At 73.0% G+C, this 15,947-nt stretch carries 12 protein-coding genes and 1 pseudogene; 10 read left to right on the plus strand and 3 right to left on the minus strand.

The window, feature by feature from the left end:
* Window positions 1-31 precede the first annotated feature (31 nt).
* Window positions 32-1,093, minus strand: coding sequence for an MBL fold metallo-hydrolase (locus OG432_RS24900; RefSeq protein WP_328313182.1), 1,062 nt, complete (start codon window positions 1,091-1,093; stop codon window positions 32-34).
* A gap of 394 nt (window positions 1,094-1,487) precedes the next feature.
* Between OG432_RS24900 and OG432_RS24905 the strand changes: the two genes are divergently transcribed.
* From OG432_RS24905 to OG432_RS24930, 6 genes and pseudogenes are all read left to right on the plus strand, one after another.
* The gene (locus OG432_RS24905) at window positions 1,488-2,948 is read left to right on the plus strand and encodes an aldehyde dehydrogenase (protein WP_328313183.1); all 1,461 of its coding nucleotides are present in this window, start codon (window positions 1,488-1,490) and stop codon (window positions 2,946-2,948) included.
* Window positions 2,948-3,181 (plus strand): ferredoxin, encoded by a 234-nt coding sequence (locus OG432_RS24910; protein ID WP_328313184.1) that lies wholly within the window; start codon window positions 2,948-2,950, stop codon window positions 3,179-3,181. The genes OG432_RS24905 and OG432_RS24910 overlap by 1 nt, the downstream gene beginning before the upstream one ends.
* A 221-nt stretch (window positions 3,182-3,402) precedes the next feature.
* A complete protein-coding gene (gene lanKC, locus OG432_RS24915) occupies window positions 3,403-5,985 on the plus strand; it encodes a class III lanthionine synthetase LanKC (protein ID WP_328313185.1) in 2,583 nt (860 codons plus the stop codon).
* Window positions 5,986-6,037: 52 nt separating this feature from the next.
* Window positions 6,038-6,181 carry a SapB/AmfS family lanthipeptide gene (locus OG432_RS24920; protein ID WP_328313186.1) on the plus strand — a complete coding sequence of 48 codons (144 nt, stop codon included), beginning with the start codon at window positions 6,038-6,040 and terminating at the stop codon, window positions 6,179-6,181.
* Window positions 6,182-6,268: 87 nt separating this feature from the next.
* Window positions 6,269-7,924: an ABC transporter ATP-binding protein gene (locus OG432_RS24925; protein WP_328313187.1), complete on the plus strand. Its 1,656-nt coding sequence runs from the start codon at window positions 6,269-6,271 to the stop codon at window positions 7,922-7,924.
* A pseudogene (locus OG432_RS24930) lies at window positions 7,924-9,306 on the plus strand (ATP-binding cassette domain-containing protein); the annotation flags it as partial. The gene OG432_RS24925 and the pseudogene OG432_RS24930, both read left to right, overlap by 1 nt.
* Window positions 9,307-9,519: 213 nt before the next feature.
* Here the strand turns inward: OG432_RS24930 and OG432_RS24935 are convergent.
* Both OG432_RS24935 and OG432_RS24940 read right to left on the minus strand, forming a co-directional pair.
* Window positions 9,520-10,128: a response regulator transcription factor gene (locus OG432_RS24935; protein ID WP_328313188.1), complete on the minus strand. Its 609-nt coding sequence runs from the start codon at window positions 10,126-10,128 to the stop codon at window positions 9,520-9,522.
* A gap of 912 nt (window positions 10,129-11,040) precedes the next feature.
* Window positions 11,041-11,658, minus strand: a complete 618-nt coding sequence (locus OG432_RS24940; protein WP_328313189.1) for a TetR family transcriptional regulator — start codon at window positions 11,656-11,658, stop codon at window positions 11,041-11,043.
* Between the two features lie 235 nt (window positions 11,659-11,893).
* On the opposite strand from OG432_RS24940, the gene OG432_RS24945 reads away from it, so the two are divergent.
* From OG432_RS24945 to OG432_RS24960, 4 genes are all read left to right on the plus strand, one after another.
* Window positions 11,894-13,216: a glycosyltransferase family 4 protein gene (locus tag OG432_RS24945; RefSeq protein ID WP_328313190.1), complete on the plus strand. Its 1,323-nt coding sequence runs from the start codon at window positions 11,894-11,896 to the stop codon at window positions 13,214-13,216.
* Window positions 13,217-13,359: 143 nt separating this feature from the next.
* Complete coding sequence (locus OG432_RS24950) at window positions 13,360-14,139, plus strand: class I SAM-dependent methyltransferase (protein WP_328313191.1); 780 nt, start codon at window positions 13,360-13,362, stop codon at window positions 14,137-14,139.
* Window positions 14,136-15,212, plus strand: a complete 1,077-nt coding sequence (locus tag OG432_RS24955; protein WP_328313192.1) for a prenyltransferase — start codon at window positions 14,136-14,138, stop codon at window positions 15,210-15,212. The genes OG432_RS24950 and OG432_RS24955 overlap by 4 nt, the downstream gene beginning before the upstream one ends.
* A 151-nt stretch (window positions 15,213-15,363) precedes the next feature.
* On the plus strand, window positions 15,364-15,945 hold the full coding sequence (locus OG432_RS24960; protein WP_328313193.1) for a hypothetical protein: 582 nt from the start codon (window positions 15,364-15,366) through the stop codon (window positions 15,943-15,945).
* The last annotated feature ends 2 nt before the right edge of the window (window positions 15,946-15,947 follow it).

The following is a 15,947-nucleotide window of genomic DNA, read 5'->3' on the forward strand; positions in this document are numbered from 1 at the left end:
GGCGGAGCCCCAGGGGGTCGGGCGGGGCTCGTCATAGGGACCGGTATCGGGTGACCCCGCCCCCCGCCCCCTCGACCCGCTCGACCCGTCCCAGCTTCTCCAGCCTCCGGACATGCGCCTCCGCCTCGGAGACGGCGATCGTGCGCGAGCCGTACGGGATCTGCTCCCAGGGCCGGTTCCACTCCATGCGCTCGGCCAGCTGCCACGGGGTGAGCGGCGTGGACAGCAGGGTCAGCAGGTCGCTGAGGCGGTCCTCGTGATGGGCCAGCAACTCGGCCACCCGCACCCCCGGCTCCGTGAACGGATGCTGGTGCGCGGGCAGCACCTCGGCGACCCCGAGGCGGCCGACGCGTTCGAGGGAGTCGAGGTAGTCGCCGAGCGGGTCGGCCCCGGCCGCGTCGTCGGGGTCCTCGTACAGGCCGATGTGCGGGGTGATGCCGGGCAGTAGGTGATCGCCGCTGAACATGCGCCCGTTGCCCGGGAGTTGAGCCGGGTGCTCCTCCTCCAGGTGGAGGCAGACGTGGCCCGGCGTGTGCCCCGGCGTCCAGATCGCGCGGAGCCGGCGCCCGGCGAGCGGCAGCAGCTCGCCCGGCACGATCTCGCGGTCGGGCAGCGCCGCCCGGAGTCCGGGCAGGGCCCGCCCCCGCCCGGAGGCGCGGGCCCCGCGCAGGGGGGCGAGGTGCTCGTCGGGCGCCCCGACCGCCGCGAGCTTGGCGCACAAGTAGTCGAGCCAGACGCCCGGTTCGGCCTCGCGGGTGCGGCGTACGACTGCGGTGTCGGCGGGATGCATCGCGATCCAGGCGCCCGAGGCGTCCCTGACCTGGCCGGAGAGGCCGTGGTGGTCGGGATGGTGGTGGGTGATGACCACACCGTGAACGGCGGAGACGTCCGTACCGAGGGCGCGCAGCCCCGCGGCGAGGGTGTCCCAGGAGGCCGGGTCGTCCCACCCGGTGTCGACGAGCACCGGGCCCCGGTCGGTGTCGACGAGATGGACCAGGGTGTGGCCGAGCGGGTTGTCCGGGATGGGCACCTTGATGGAGTGGACTCCGCCTCCGTGGTCGCTCACCTGAGGCTCGGCTGGCTCCTGCGGCATGGAGTCCTCGTCTCTGTGGGGCTCGCGGCGAAACTCCCCCGGGGTGCGCGTCCGGCGGCCCGCCCTTGCGGTCACTATAACTAGAACTGGTTTCAGTGGTCGCCTCGGTCACGCAACTTCCCGGTGCCCCGTTTTCGCGGGGAGTCCCTGCCGCGCCGCGCCGAGCGCCTCCATCGCGGCCCCGCTCCGGCCCGCTCCGGCCGTTCCAGCCGTGGACTCCTGGAACTAGAACTGGTATCAGTTCTGAAACAGAGTCAGGTCCCCCCAAACGGGGCTCCCCAACCCAGCCCAGCCGAGCCCAGTCCAGCCAAGCCCAGCCCAGCCAAACCCAGCCCAGCCAAACCCAGCACCAGCCCCAGCCCCAGCCAAGCCCGCGCCGCAGGAGGCACCAGGCATGACCGAGCTCGTGGAACACGGACAGCTGTTCATCGGCGGGGAGTTGACCGACCCCCTCGGTTCCGACGTCATCGAGGTGATCTCGCCCCACACCGAGCAGGTCATCGGTCGCGTACCCCACGCGAGCCGGGCCGACGTGGACCGGGCCGTGGCCGCCGCGCGCACCTCCTTCGACACCGGGCCCTGGGCGCGGGCCACGCCCGAGGAGCGCATCGAGGTGGTGTCGCGGATCAAGGACGCGATCCTGGCGCGGCACGAGGAGATCGCCCGGTCGATCAGCTCGCAGAACGGGTCGCCGTACTCCTGGAGCGTGCTCGCCCAGGCGCTCGGCGCGATGATGGTGTGGGACTCGGCCATCACCGTCGCACGCCAATTCCCGTACGAGGAAAGGCGGTCGGGCGCGCTCGGCCCGCTCCTCGTGCGGCGCGAGCCGGTCGGCGTCGTGGCGGCCGTGGTGCCGTGGAACGTGCCCCAGTTCGTGGCCGCGGCCAAGCTCGCCCCCGCGCTCCTCACCGGCTGCTCGGTGGTCCTCAAGCCGTCGCCCGAGACGCCGCTCGACTCCTACATCCTCGGCGAGATCGCCGCCGAGGCCGGGCTTCCCGAGGGCGTCCTGTCGATCCTGCCCGCGGACCGCGAGGTCAGCGAGTACCTCGTCGGACACCCCGGCGTCGACAAGGTGGCCTTCACCGGATCCGTCGCGGCCGGCAAGCGCGTGATGGAGGTCGCCGCGCGCAACCTCACCCGCGTCACCCTGGAGCTCGGCGGCAAGTCGGCCGCCGTGATCCTTCCCGACGCCGACCTGGAGGCGACCGTCGCGGGTGTGGTGCCGGCGGCCTGGATGAACAACGGGCAGGCCTGTGTGGCCCAGACCCGCATCCTCGCGCCGCGGGCCCGCTACGACGAGTTCGCCGAGGCGTTCGCCGCGGCCGCGGGCGCGCTCGTCGTCGGGGACCCGATGGACGCGGCCACCCAGGTCGGACCGCTCGTCGCCGAGCGGCAGCAGCGCCGCTCGCTCGACTACATCCGGATCGGGCAGGAGGAGGGCGCCAAGATCCTCAGCGGGGGCGGCCGGCCGGCCGGACTCGACCACGGCTGGTACGTGGAGCCGACCCTGTTCGGCGGGGTCGACAACACCATGCGCATCGCCCGCGAGGAGATCTTCGGGCCGGTCATCTGCCTGCTGCCGTACGGGGACGAGGCCGAGGCGCTCCGGATCGCCAACGACTCCGACTACGGGCTCAGCGGCAGCGTGTGGACCGGCGACGTCGAGCACGGCATCGACTTCGGGCGCCGGGTGCGGACCGGGACCTTCAACGTCAACACCTTCAGCCTGGACATGCTCGGCCCGTTCGGCGGCTACAAGTCCTCCGGTGTGGGACGGGAGTTCGGGCCCGAGGGATTCGGCGAGTACCTGGAACACAAGATGATCCACCTTCCCGCCGGACACGGAGGCGAGTGATGGGCGACCGCTGGCACATCGAGGTCGACCGGGGCGTGTGCATCGGCTCGGGCATGTGCGTCAACCACGCACCCGACGGCTTCGAGCTCGACACCGCGCGCCAGTCCCATCCGCGTACCGCCGACACGGACGCCAACGAGAAGGTCCTGGCCGCCGCCGAGGGCTGCCCGGTCGAGGCCATCCTGATCACCCTGCTCGACTCCCGCGAAACCGTCTTCCCGCCCGAGGACTGAGCCGGGGTCAGCCCCCGGTGAACGCCCCTCGAGTACCCCGCGCGAGCACCACCCGGCCCCCTCTGTTCGAGCTCTGCGAACACAGGTTGATCCATGCGTAGCGCATGGTGACCTCATGACAGGCGTGACTGTCCCGGTCCGTCGGCGGCGTGGAAAAGTCATGGCCACGCCGTCGAGGGGGGAGCACCAACTCGATGTGATGACATCGAGGGGGAGGCACGATGGACAAGCGGTACGAGGTCTTCTGTCTGGCGGACAGATATTTCTACGAGACCCCGGACCGCTTGTCCTCCTCGCGCACCGGTGCCCGTGTGCCGCTCTTCGAGCTGGCCGAGCGCCCCGCCCCGCAGGGCTGGACCTCCCAACTCTCCGGCGACTGGCTGCACTTCAATCCGGACGGCATACCCGGCCGCAGACCGATGCCGCAGCAGGGCTGGAAGATCCACATATCCGCCTGTCTCGGCAACGCCGAGAAGATCGCGCAGATCGTGTGGGACTACTGCGTCCCGCGGGCCGTCCCGTTCAAGTTCGTGCCGGGACGCCGGCCGCTGCACCTGCGCAACTCCAAGTACGCGGGACGCGGCTCCAGCGGCAAGTTCGTCACGATCTACCCGGCCGACGACGCCCAGTTCCAGCTCATACTCGAAGAGTTGGGCGCCCTGCTCGAAGGCGAGCCGGGGCCGTACGTCCTCAGCGATCTGCGCTGGGGCCAGGGCCCCCTCTACGTCCGCTACGGCGGCTTCACCAAGCGGCACTGCGTCGACAGGAACGGCGTCCTGGTCACGGCGATCGAGAACGCCGACGGGGTGCTCGTGCCCGACCGCCGCGACCCCGTCTTCCATCTTCCCGAGTGGGTCGCGCTGCCCGAGTTCCTCGCGCCGCACCTCGCGGCCCGCAACGCGACCGGCACCGGTGACCTGCCCTACCGCATCGAGCGCGCCCTGCACTTCTCCAACGGAGGCGGCGTCTACGCCGGGACCGACACCCGCACCGGCGAGAAGGTCGTCCTGAAGGAAGCGCGGCCGTACGCCGGGCTCGCCGCGGACGGCGCCGACGCCGTGGCCCGCCTGGAGCAGGAGAGAGCGGCCCTGGAGCAGGTCGCGGGGAGCGGTGTCGCACCCGCCGTGCGCGACTGGTTCACCCTCGGCGAGCACCGCTTCCTCGTCATGGACTTCCTCGAAGGCCGCTCCCTCAACTCCTTCTTCGCCTACCGCCACCCGCTCATCGGCGCCGATCCGGACCCGGACGCGATCGCCGAGTACACCCGGTGGGCGCTGCGCATCGTGGCGGCGACCGAGGACGCGGTGGCCGCCGTGCACGAGTGCGGCATCGTCTTCAACGACCTGCACATGTTCAACATCATGGTCGACCCCGACGAACAGGGCGTGCGGCTCCTCGACTTCGAGGCGGCGCTGCCCGTCGACGACCACATCGGCCAGGCCATGGCCCACCCCGGCTTCATCGCCCCCCTGGACCGCAAGGGCTTCGACGTCGACCGCTACGCACTGGCGTGCCTGCGGATCGCGCTGTTCGTGCCGATGACGAGCCTGCTGGTCATCGACCGCGCCAAGGCCGCCCACCTCGCCGAGATCGCCGCCTCCCAGTTCCCCGGTCTGCCCGCCGGCTACCTCGACGAAGCGGTCCGGGTGATCGAGGGGGAGCCCGCGCCGGACGCCGGGCGCGCTCCCGCCGCCCCGGGCCACGGGCGGGTGCGGTTCGAGCCGGGCGACTGGCCCGCGAGCCGGGACTCCATGGCCCGCGCCATCCTCGCCTCCGCCACCCCCGAGCGCGACGACCGGCTCTTCCCCGGCGACATCGCCCAGTTCGCCACGGGCGGCGGCCTCGGCCTCGCCCACGGCGCGGCCGGAGTGCTGTACGCGCTCGCCGAGACCGGTGCCGCCCGCTACCCCGAGGGCGAGCAGTGGCTGCTCGCGCACACCGCCCCGCCGCCGTCCGGGAGCCCGCTCGGCCTCTACGACGGGCTGGCCGGCGCCGCGTACGTCCTCGACCGGCTCGGCCACACCGAACGGGCCCGCGAGCTGATCGAGACCGTCCTGGCCGAGAAATGGCAGCGACTCGCCCCCGAACTCCACGGCGGACTCGCCGGTCTTGGCCTCGTGCTCGACCAACTCGGCTTCAAGGAGCAGGCGTTGGAGGTCGCGGACGTGCTCGCCGAGCGCGCGGGCGAGGGTCGCCGCGCCGGGCTGCTGCACGGCGCCGCCGGGCCGGCCCTGTTCTGCCTGCGCCTGTACGAGTCCACCGGTGACCCCGCGCTGCTCGACCGGGCCGCCGAGGAACTGCGCCGCGACCTCGACCGCTGCGTCGTCAACCCGTCCGGCACCCTGGTCGTCAACGACACCACCCGGACCCTTCCCTACCTCGGCGGGGGCAGCGTCGGCATCGCCGCCGTCCTCGACGACTTCCTCGCCCACCGGCCCGACGAGGCGTTCCGCACGGCGCGTGAGCAGATCCTGCCCGCCGCCCGCTCCCGGTACTACGCGCAGTCCGGCCTCTTCAACGGGCGCGCCGGCATGGTGCTCCACCTCGCGAGGACCGGGGCGCCACGGGAGTGGACCGACGAGCAGATCCGCGGCCTCGGCTGGTTCGCGCTTCCCTACGAAGGCCATCTCGCCTTTCCCGGCGACCAGTTGATGCGCCTGTCCATGGACCTCGGAACCGGCACGGCGGGCTGCCTCCTGGCACTCGGCGCCGCCCTCGCCGACCGGCCCGTCGGACTGCCCTTCCTGGCGCCCCTCCCCGCCGCCCCGCCGGGCGGCCCCACGAACGGCCCCATCCGGGGCTGAACACCCCGTCCCCACGGACGGTTCCGCACGATCGCCGACAAAGGAGAAAGCAATGTCCCTTCTCGACCTGCAGAACCTCGACGTTGAGCTCGACATCGACGAGGGCGACGGCGGCCACGGCGGCGGTCACGGCGGCGGCAGCTCCCTGAGCCTGCTGCTCTGTGACAGCGTCGCGAGCGTGTCGCTCTGCCTGTGACACCTGCTTGATCCGCTGAAGCAGTGATTGACGCGGCCCCGCCCGGCACCGCTCGCCGGCCGGGGCCGCCGCACGCGGGAGGCCGCCTTGCTGTTGCGTGAAACCATCCGGCAGAGCGCCGGCCCCGGCACCCTGATCCTGATCCTGAGCTGCGCCTCCGCCGGCGCCGGGCTCGCCCTGCCCGCGGCGCTCGGCCGCGCGCTCGACCTGGTGCTCGCGGGACGGCAGCCGCAGGCAGGCCCCTGGATCGCGTGGTGTGTCGCGCTCACCGTACTCGCGGTGCTCGTCGGCGCCCTCGAATCGGCCGTCACCGCCACCGCGACCGCCCGCAGCGCCGCCTGGCTGCGCCGCCGCGTCCTCGGTCACGTCCTGGACGCCGAAACACGACAGGCTTGCTCGGAAGGCGAGTTGGTCGCACGGCTCACCGGCAACGCGGTACAGGGCGCGACCGTGCCCGTCTCCGTCGCCGCCGCCGTCGCCGCGGTCCTCACCCCGGTCGGCGGCCTCGTCGCCCTCGCGCTCACCGACTGGCTGACCGCCGTGGTGGTGCTCGCCGGAATGCCCCTGTTCGCCCTGCTCCTGAAGGTGTTCGTGCGCGGCTCCGGCGCCAGCAGCGCGGGCTATCTGCGCGTGCAGGGCGAGATCGCGGGCCGGCTGCTCGAAGCGGTGCGCGGCGCCCGCACCATCGCCGCCGCCGGACACCCCGAACGCGACGCGCGGCGCATCCTTGCCCCGCTGCCCGACCTTTCCCGCCAGGGCCACCGCATGTGGGAGGTCCTCGGCCGCTCCACCGCGCAGGCCGCGGTGCTGCTGCCGCTGCTCCAGCTCACGGTCCTCGCCGTCGCCGGACTGCGTGTGGCGGGCGGCGACCTGAGCGTCGGCGGCCTCCTCGCCGCCTGGCGCTACGCGGCGCTCGCCACCGGCACCGGCGCCCTGGTCGGCATGGTCAACACCCTGACCCGCGGCCGCACCGCGCTGGCCCGGCTCCAGGACGTGACCGCCGCCCCCGTCACGACGTACGGGAATGGCCGACTCCCCACAGGATCGGGTGAGTTGAGGCTCCGGGGGGTGACGCACGGCCCGCTGCGCGGTCTCGACCTGACCGTGCCCGGCGGGTCCGTCGTGGCCGTCGTCGGGCGCTCCGGCAGCGGCAAGTCGGCGCTCGCCGCCGTAGCGGGCCGGCTCGCCGACCCCGAGCGCGGCACGGTCGCCCTCGACGGCGTACCCCTGCCGTCGCTCGCCCGTGACGAACTGCGCCGCGAGGTCGGCTACGCCTTCGCCCGGCCCGTCCTGCTCGGCGCCACCGTGGGCGCCACCATCGCCTACGGTGCCCACGACCCGGGCGACGCCGCGGTGCGGGAGGCGGCCCGCGCCGCCTGCGCCGACGACTTCATCCGCACGATGCCCGACGGCTACGCCACGCCCTGCGCCGACGCCCCGCTCTCCGGCGGCGAGTGCCAACGCCTCGGCCTGGCACGGGCGTTCGCGCACCGCGGGCGACTCCTCATCCTGGACGACGCGACCTCAAGCCTCGACTCCGCGACCGAACTCAAGATCTCCCAGGCGCTGCTGCACGGCAGCGGCACCCGGATCGTCATCGCCCTGAAGGCCTCCACCGCGGCCCGCGCCGACCTGGTGGTGTGGCTGGAGGACGGCCGCCCGCGCGCCGTCGCCCCCCACCACGAGCTGCATCGACTCGCCGACTACCGCGCGGTGTTCGGGGAGGCCGAGGCGGCGTGCTGATGAGTCTGCTCGGGCGCCACAAGCGGGTGCTGCTGCGCCTGGCCGCATGGTCGCTGCTCGAATCCGCCCAGACCTTCCTCCTCGGCTTCGCCCTCGCCCGCGCGCTCGACGACGGCTTCCTCGCCGGCCGCGCCGCCACCGGTGTCGGCTGGCTCGCGGCCGCCGCCGTGGCCGTCCTCGCCGGAGCCCTCGGCACCCGCCGGGTCTACGGGGCCGTCGCCGCGTTCGTGGAGCCCGTACGCGACGACCTCGTCCGGGCCGTGGTGGCGCGCGGGCTGCGCGAGGCCGACGACGCGGCCCTGTCCCGCCTCACCCAGCAGGTCGAGCTGGCCCGCGACACCCTCGCCGGGCTCGTCCTGGTCGCCCGCACCTTCGTCTTCACCGCCGCGGGCGCCCTCATCGGCCTCTTCGCGCTCGCGCCCGCCCTGCTCGCCGTGGTCGGGGGCCCGCTGGTCGTGGGCCTGCTGCTCTTCGCCGTCACCCTCGGCCCGCTCGCCCGCCGCCAGGAGGAGTTCCTCGCCGCCGACGAGCGTCTCGCCGCCGAACTCGGCCTGATCGCGGGCGGGTTGCGCGACATCGCGGCCTCGGGCGCCCAGGAGCGGGCCGCCGCCGGCGCGGGGGCCCGCATCGACGACGAGTACCGCGCCGCGCGCTCCTTGGCGTACTGGGGCACGGCCAGGACGTTCGCCGTCGGCATCGGCGGACGGCTGCCCCTGGTGCTGCTCCTGGCCACCCCGCCCTGGCTGCTGCGCCACGGGGTCACCGCGGGCGGCCTGGCCGGCGCGCTCGCCTACCTCACCCAGTCGTTGCTGCCCGCCCTCCAGGCCCTGGTGCAGGGCCTCGGCACCTCCGGCGCCCGCCTCTCCGTGGTGCTGCGCCGGCTGACCCCGGGGCAGGAGCGCCGCCCCGCCGACCCGCCGAGCCCGGACGGGGCGTGGCCGGTGCGCCTGAACGGGCTCGTCTTCGCGTACGGGCCGGGCGCCGCGCCCGTCATCGACCGGCTCGGCCTGGCCGTGCCGGCCGGCGAACGCCTCGCGGTGGCGGGGCCGAGCGGCATCGGCAAGTCGACGCTGCTCGCCCTGATCGCCGGGGTGCTGCGACCGGACGCCGGGACGGTGGCCCTCGGCTGCGAGCGGGTGCTCGTACCGCAGGAGGCATACGTCTTCACCGCCACGCTCCGGGAGAACCTCGGCTACTTCAGCCCCCAACTCCCGTGCGACGAGGCCTTGGTGGCGTCGGCGCGGGCGGTGGGGGCGGGTTCGCTGCTGACCCGCATCGGCGGGCTCGACGCCATGGTCGATCCCGCCGCGCTGTCCAACGCCGAGCGGCAGCTCCTGGCCCTGGCCCGAGCCCATGTCTCGCCCGCGCCGCTGGTCCTGCTCGACGAGGCGACCTGTCATCTGGATCCGGCCGCGGAGGCGCGTGCGGAGCGGGCCTTCACCGGGCGCACCCTCGTGATCGTCGCCCACCGCACCGGATCGGCACGGCGTGCGGACCGGGTCCTGCTGATGGACGGGGCCCGTGCCGAACTCGGCACCCACGAGGAGCTCCTCGCCCGTTCCGTGTTCTACCGCGACCTCACCGGAAACGGGCCCTCACACCCACCCCTCCCCCTGGGAGATTCTGATCGCGTCGACCCGGTTGCGCGCCCCCGTCTTGCGGGTGATGGCGGCCATGTAATTGCGTACGGTGCCGTTGGAAAGATGGAGCCGCAGGGCGATGTCGGAGACCGAGGCGCCCTCCGCGGCGAGTGAGAGCACGCTCAACTCGCGTCGGGTGAGCGGCATTTCGGCGGCTCTGAGGAAACTGAACCCGAGCGAGTCGTCGACGAACCGTTTCCCTTCGGCGACCTGTCTTATCGCGAGGACGAGCTGCTCGGGCGTGCCCCCCTTGTCCACGTAGCCGCGGGCCTGGGCGTCGGCCGCCCGCTTCAGGGGACCCGGACGGTGTGCGTCGGCCAGGACCAGGAGCCGGCTCTTGCCGGTGCCGGGCCGGCAGCCGGTCAGTTCGCCGAGCGGTGCGATTCCGTAGGACTCCGAACAGTCCAGGTCGGCCGCGCAGACGTCCGGGCTCAATAATCGCGACAGCGCCGGGGCGCCGCGCCATGCCGCGTGGTGGATTTCGAGGTCGGGCTCGCGTGCGAGGCGGTCGGCCAGGGCCAACCGCAAAAGACACGCGTCGTGCACGAGAAGTACCCGGATCACGTTTCCAGCTCCCTCAAGGTCGATCGCTACCGGCGCCTTCGTTGGGCACGCAACGATTCTGGGCGGCGGTTACCCCTGACATGCGCCGGGCGAACGGATCGGTGGGGGGCACTGGGGGCGCGCACCCGCGCACGAGTGGCGCGGTACGCGCCGCCGGGGCGCATACGGCGGGGCCCGGTTCGGTCCCGGCCCCCCTCCCCACCAGCACCTCACCCCGGCCTCGGCCCCCGCCCGGGGGAGCGCGCCACCCGGCCCCGCCACCCGGCCCCGCCGTCCGGCCCCGCCGTCCGGTTCTCGCCCTGAACCGTGCCCGCTGCTCGCGCAGTTCCCCGCGCCCCTGAACCCCGCCTTCGTGTGCGGACCGTGCCCGCTTCTCGCGCAGTTCCCCGCGCCCCTTGAAAACCCCGGTTCGGCTGCGGACCGTGCCCGCTTCTCGCGCAGTTCCCCGCGCCCCTGAACCCCGCCTTCGTGTGCGGTCCGTGCCCGCTGCTCGCGCAGTTCCCCGCGCCCCTTGAAAACCCCGGTTCGGCTGCGGACCGTGCCCGCTTCTCGCGCAGTTCCCCGCGCCCCTGAACCCCGCCTTCGTGTGCGGTCCGTGCCCGCTGCTCGCGCAGTTCCCCGCGCCCCTGAACCCCGCCTTCGTGTGCGGACCGTGCCCGCTTCTCGCGCAGTTCCCCGCGCCCCTTGAAAACCCCGGTTCGGCTGCGGTCCGTGCCCGCTGCTCGCGCAGTTCCCCGCGCCCCTTGAAAACCCCGGTTCGGCTGCGGACCGTGCCCGCTTCTCGCGCAGTTCCCCGCGCCCCTAGTAGGTGATCCGGTGTCGAGCGGTCGCGCACGTCGCGGTGGAGCCGCGCACATGTCACAGCCCCGCGCCCCTAGTAGGTGATCCGGTGTCGAGCGGTCGTGCCCGCGGCTAGCGGGGTGGGGGTGTGGTGAGGTCGATCAGTTTGCACACCGTTTCGATGTCGATCTTGACCTGGGCGATGGACGCCCGGCCCGAGAGCCACGTGATCAGGGCCGAGTGCCAGGTGTGCTCGATGACCCGGACCGCCGAGAGCTGCTCCGGGGTCGGATGGTCGAGGCCCATCGCGTCCAGGATGATCGCCGTGGTCTGCCGCGAGACCGTGTCCACCTCGGGGCTCACCGAGCGGTCCGCGAAGGTGAGCGCCCGCACCATCGCGTCCGCCAGATGCGGCTCGCGCTGGAGCGCGCGGAAGGCCCGCATGAGAGTTTCGGCCACCCGCTCGGCCGAGGCCTCGCCGGACGGCGGGTGCTTGCGCAGCGTGCTGTGCATGTGCTGCAACTGGTCCTGCATGGTGGCGACCAACAGGTGGATCTTGGACGGGAAATAGCGGTACAAGGTGCCGAGCGCGACCCCCGCGGCCTCGGCCACCTCACGCATCTGCACCGCGTCGAAGCCGCCGCGGCTGGCCAGCTGGGCGCTCGCGTGCAGGATGCGGCGGCGCCGCGCCTCCTGGCGTTCCGTCAGGGGAGGAGAGGCCGCGGTGGCCGCCTTGACTTCCGCTGTCATGTGTACCGTTCCGTTTGTCCGGTTCTCTGCCACGGTCTTCGGCGGCCCAGCATGGCAGGGGCCCCGTCGTGGCGCGAATCACCTGATCCGCTCCTTACAGTCGCACTACCTGCCGGTAGATTCGATGCTCCTTGAGTGAGCGAAGCACGCTCAAGAAGGATCAAGTCTGGAACTTGTTCTAGATTAGCGCGAGCGGTTACGCTCCGGCGAAACGCAGTGATGAAGGGGGCCGCGAGTGACCGCTGAGGCCATAGAGGCAGGCCCCCGCACCGGGGACGCCGGCCGTGCGGGCGACGGCCCGCTGCGGATCGCGCTCCTGACCTACAAGGGGAACCCGTTCTGCGGCGGCCAGGGCGTCTACGTCCGCCACCTCTCGCGCGAACTCGCCCGGCTCGGGCACCACGTCGAGGTGATCGGCGCCCAGCCCTACCCCGTGCTCGACGAGGGCGTTCCCCTCACCGAGCTCCCCAGCATGGACCTGTACCGCTCGCCCGACCCCTTCCGCACGCCCGCGCGGGACGAGTACCGGGACTGGATCGACCACCTCGAAGTGGCCACCATGCGCACCGGCGGCTTCCCCGAGCCGCTCACCTTCTCGCTCCGCGCCCGGCGTCATCTGGCCGCCCGCCGCGGCGAGTTCGACGTCGTCCACGACAACCAGACGCTCGGCTACGGGCTGCTCGGCGCCCTCGGCGCGCCCCTGGTCACCACGATCCACCACCCCATCACCGTGGACCGGGGGCTCGAACTGGACGCGGCCCCCGACTGGAAGCGCCGCCTCTCCGTGCGCCGCTGGTACGGCTTCACGCAGATGCAGAAGCGGGTGGCCCGCCGGCTGCCCAGCGTGCTCACCGTCTCCGGCACCTCCAAGGGCGAGATCGTCGACCACCTCGGGGTGCGCGAGGACCGCATCGAGGTCGTGCACATCGGTGCCGACACCGCCCTGTGGTCGCCCGACCCCGCCGTCGCCGAAGTCCCCGGCCGGATCGTGACCACGTCGAGCGCCGACGTTCCGCTCAAGGGCCTGGTCTTCCTCGTCGAGGCCCTCGCCAAGGTGCGCGCCGAACACCCCGACGCCCACCTCGTCGTCGTCGGCAGGCGCGCCGAGGACGGACCCGTCGCCCAGGCCATCGAGAAGTACGGACTCGGCCACGCCGTCGAGTTCGTCAAGGGCATCACCGACGCCGAACTCGTCGACCTCGTGCGCTCCGCGCAGATCGCCTGCGTACCGTCGCTGTACGAGGGCTTCTCGCTGCCCGCGGCCGAGGCCATGGCCACCGGCACCCCGCTGCTCGCCACGACCGGCGGCGCCATTCCGGAGGTCGCGGGCACCGACGGCGAAACCTGCCTCGCGGTGCCGCCCGGTGACGCGGGAGCGCTGGCCGCCGGCCTCACCCGGCTCCTCGCCGACCCGGCGCTGCGCGGCCGCCTCGGCGCGGCCGGGCGCGAACGGGTCCTGGAACGCTTCACCTGGCGCCGCGCGGCCATCGGCACCGCGGACCTGTACCGCTCGGCGATCGCCGCCCAGGGCCGCGCGGCCCGGAAGGCCGCCAGGTGATCCGCGGCGCCGGCCCCCGGCGCCCCGCGCCCGCCCCCACGGGCCGCTCCGTGCGCGCCGCGGTCCGACGGGCCGCCCGGTGACGACGCGCCACCCCGAAACCCCGGCCGAACCCATCCCCCCGTCCGCGAAAGCAGGCATCCGTGCTGACCGTCGACTTCTCCCGTTTCCCGCTCGCCCCGGGCGACCGCGTGCTCGACCTGGGCTGCGGCGCGGGCCGGCACGCCTTCGAGTGCTACCGGCGCGGCGCCCAGGTCGTGGCCCTCGACCAGAACGGCGAGGAGATCCGCGAGGTCGCGAAGTGGTTCGCCGCGATGAAGGAGGCCGGTGAGGCACCCGAGGGAGCGACCGCCACCGCCATGGAGGGCGACGCGCTCAATCTCCCCTTCCCCGACGAGTCCTTCGACGTCGTGATCATCTCCGAGGTCATGGAGCACATCCCCGACGACAAGGGCGTGCTCGCCGAGATGGTCCGCGTCCTGAGGCCCGGCGGCCGCATCGCGGTCACCGTGCCGCGGTACGGGCCCGAGAAGGTGTGCTGGGCGCTCTCCGACGCCTACCACGAGGTCGAGGGCGGCCACATCCGCATCTACCGGGCCACCGAGCTCATCGGCAAGATGAAGCAGGCCGGCCTCAAGCCGTACGGCAGCCACCACGCGCACGCGCTGCACTCGCCGTACTGGTGGCTCAAGTGCGCCTTCGGCGTCGACAACGACAAGGCGCTGCCGGTGAAGGCGTACCACCAGCTCCTGGTCTGGGACATCATGAAGACGCCCGGCATCAGCACCGTCACCCGGCTCGCCGAGCGGGCCCTCAACCCGGTCGTCGGCAAGAGCTTCGTGGCGTACGCGACCAAGCCGCACCTGCCCGTGCTCGCGGAGAAGCCCGCGGAGAAGCCCGCAGAGAAGAGCGCCGCCAAGTGACCTCTCCGGAGCGCACCGAGCACCTCGTCCTGCCCGGGGTGCTCACCGCCGGGCAGGCCGGGCGGACGGTCGCCGCGCTGCTCGCGGTGCAGCGCGCCGACGGCGCCATCCCCTGGTTCCGCGGCCACCACCTGGACCCGTGGGACCACACCGAGGCGGCGATGGCCCTGGACGCGGCGGGCGAGCACGCCGCCGCCGAGCGCGCCTACGACTGGCTGGTCCGGCACCAGAACGCGGACGGTTCCTGGTACGCCGCCTACCACGACGGCGAGCACGACAAGGTCACCGACCACGGCCAGGAGTCCAACTTCGTCGCCTACATCGCCGTCGGGGTCTGGCACCACTACCTCGCCACCGGCGACGACACCTTCCTCGACCGCATGTGGCCCGCGGTCCACGCCGCCGTCGAGTGGGTCCTCGCCCTCCAGCAGAGCGGCGGCCAGATCGGCTGGAAACGCGAGGAGGACGGCACCGCCGTCACCGACGCGCTGCTCACCGGAAGCTCCTCCGTGCACCACGCGCTGCGCTGCGCGCTCGCCGTCGCCGAACAGCTCGAAGAGCCGCAGCCCGACTGGGAGTTGGCGACCGGCGCGCTCGCCCACGCCATCGAGCACCACCCCGAACGCTTCCTCGACAAGTCCCGCTACTCCATGGACTGGTACTACCCCGTCCTCGGCGGCGCGCTCACCGGCGCCGCGGCGCAGGCCCGCATCGCATCGATGTGGGAGGCGTTCGTGGTGCCCGGCCTCGGCGTGCGCTGCGTGCTGCCGAACCCGTGGGTCACCGGCGGCGAGAGCTGCGAACTCGCCCTCGCGCTCTGGGCGATGGGGGAGTCGGACCGGGCCCTTGAGATCCTCCAGTCCATCCGGCACCTGCGGGACGAGGCGTCGGGCATGTACTGGACGGGGTACGTCTTCGAGGGCGACCGCGCGATGTGGCCGGAGGAGCTCACCACGTGGACGGCCGGCTCGCTGCTGCTCGCGGTGGCGGCGCTCGGCGGCGACGAGGCGACCGGCGCGGTGTTCGGCGGGGAACGGCTCCCCAGGGGCCTCGCGCCCTCCTGCTGCGGCTGAGCGGGTGGAGAGCGGCCCCGCGGCGCCCGGCCCGCGGGCCGGGTGACCCGCCTTCCCCCGCGCAACGCACCCGTACGGAGTCGCCCGAGTGGCGCAGCGCGATGGGGCGGGTGAGGCTGCCGGGGAGGCCGAACATCCCCCGGAGGTCATCGTGCCCACTATCTTCCCCATCCGCCGCATAATCGTGGCGGTCGTCCTGTCTTGCGCCGTCCTGGTGTCGACGACCGCCTGCGGAGGAGAGACCCGGTCCGACCGGTCTCAGACGCAGAACGCCGCGCTCACCGCGGCCGAGAGTTCCCCGTCGCCCAGCGCGTCCGCGGAGCGGCAGAAGCTCGCCAAGACGCGCTTCGTCGCCAACGCCGGACTCGCGGCGGGCGCCGCCTACCAGTGGATCATCAAGCCGTACAAGGCGGGCAAGTTCAAGAAGGGCGCGAAGGGCCGTACGTTCGCCCTCGTCAAGGCCGGTCTGGCCGGTGCGTTCACGTACAACCGTCTGAAGGCGGCGAGCGAGAACGCCAAGGGCGACCCGCTGCTCTCCAAGGCCGTGGCGCCCCTCGCTTCGGGCATCGAGTCGCTCAAGGGGCTGGGCGGCAAGCTGCGCAAGGGCGACGCGAACGACAACGACGTCGGCATGTTCGAGAACATGATCAACGGCGTCAAGGGTGCCGGCAAGGACGCGGGTGCGCCGGTCACGGACAAGGTGCCGTCCGCGGGCCAGCTCAGCGGTGGCTGAGC

Source organism: Streptomyces sp. NBC_00442 (assembly GCF_036014195.1).
Taxonomy (GTDB): domain Bacteria; phylum Actinomycetota; class Actinomycetes; order Streptomycetales; family Streptomycetaceae; genus Streptomyces.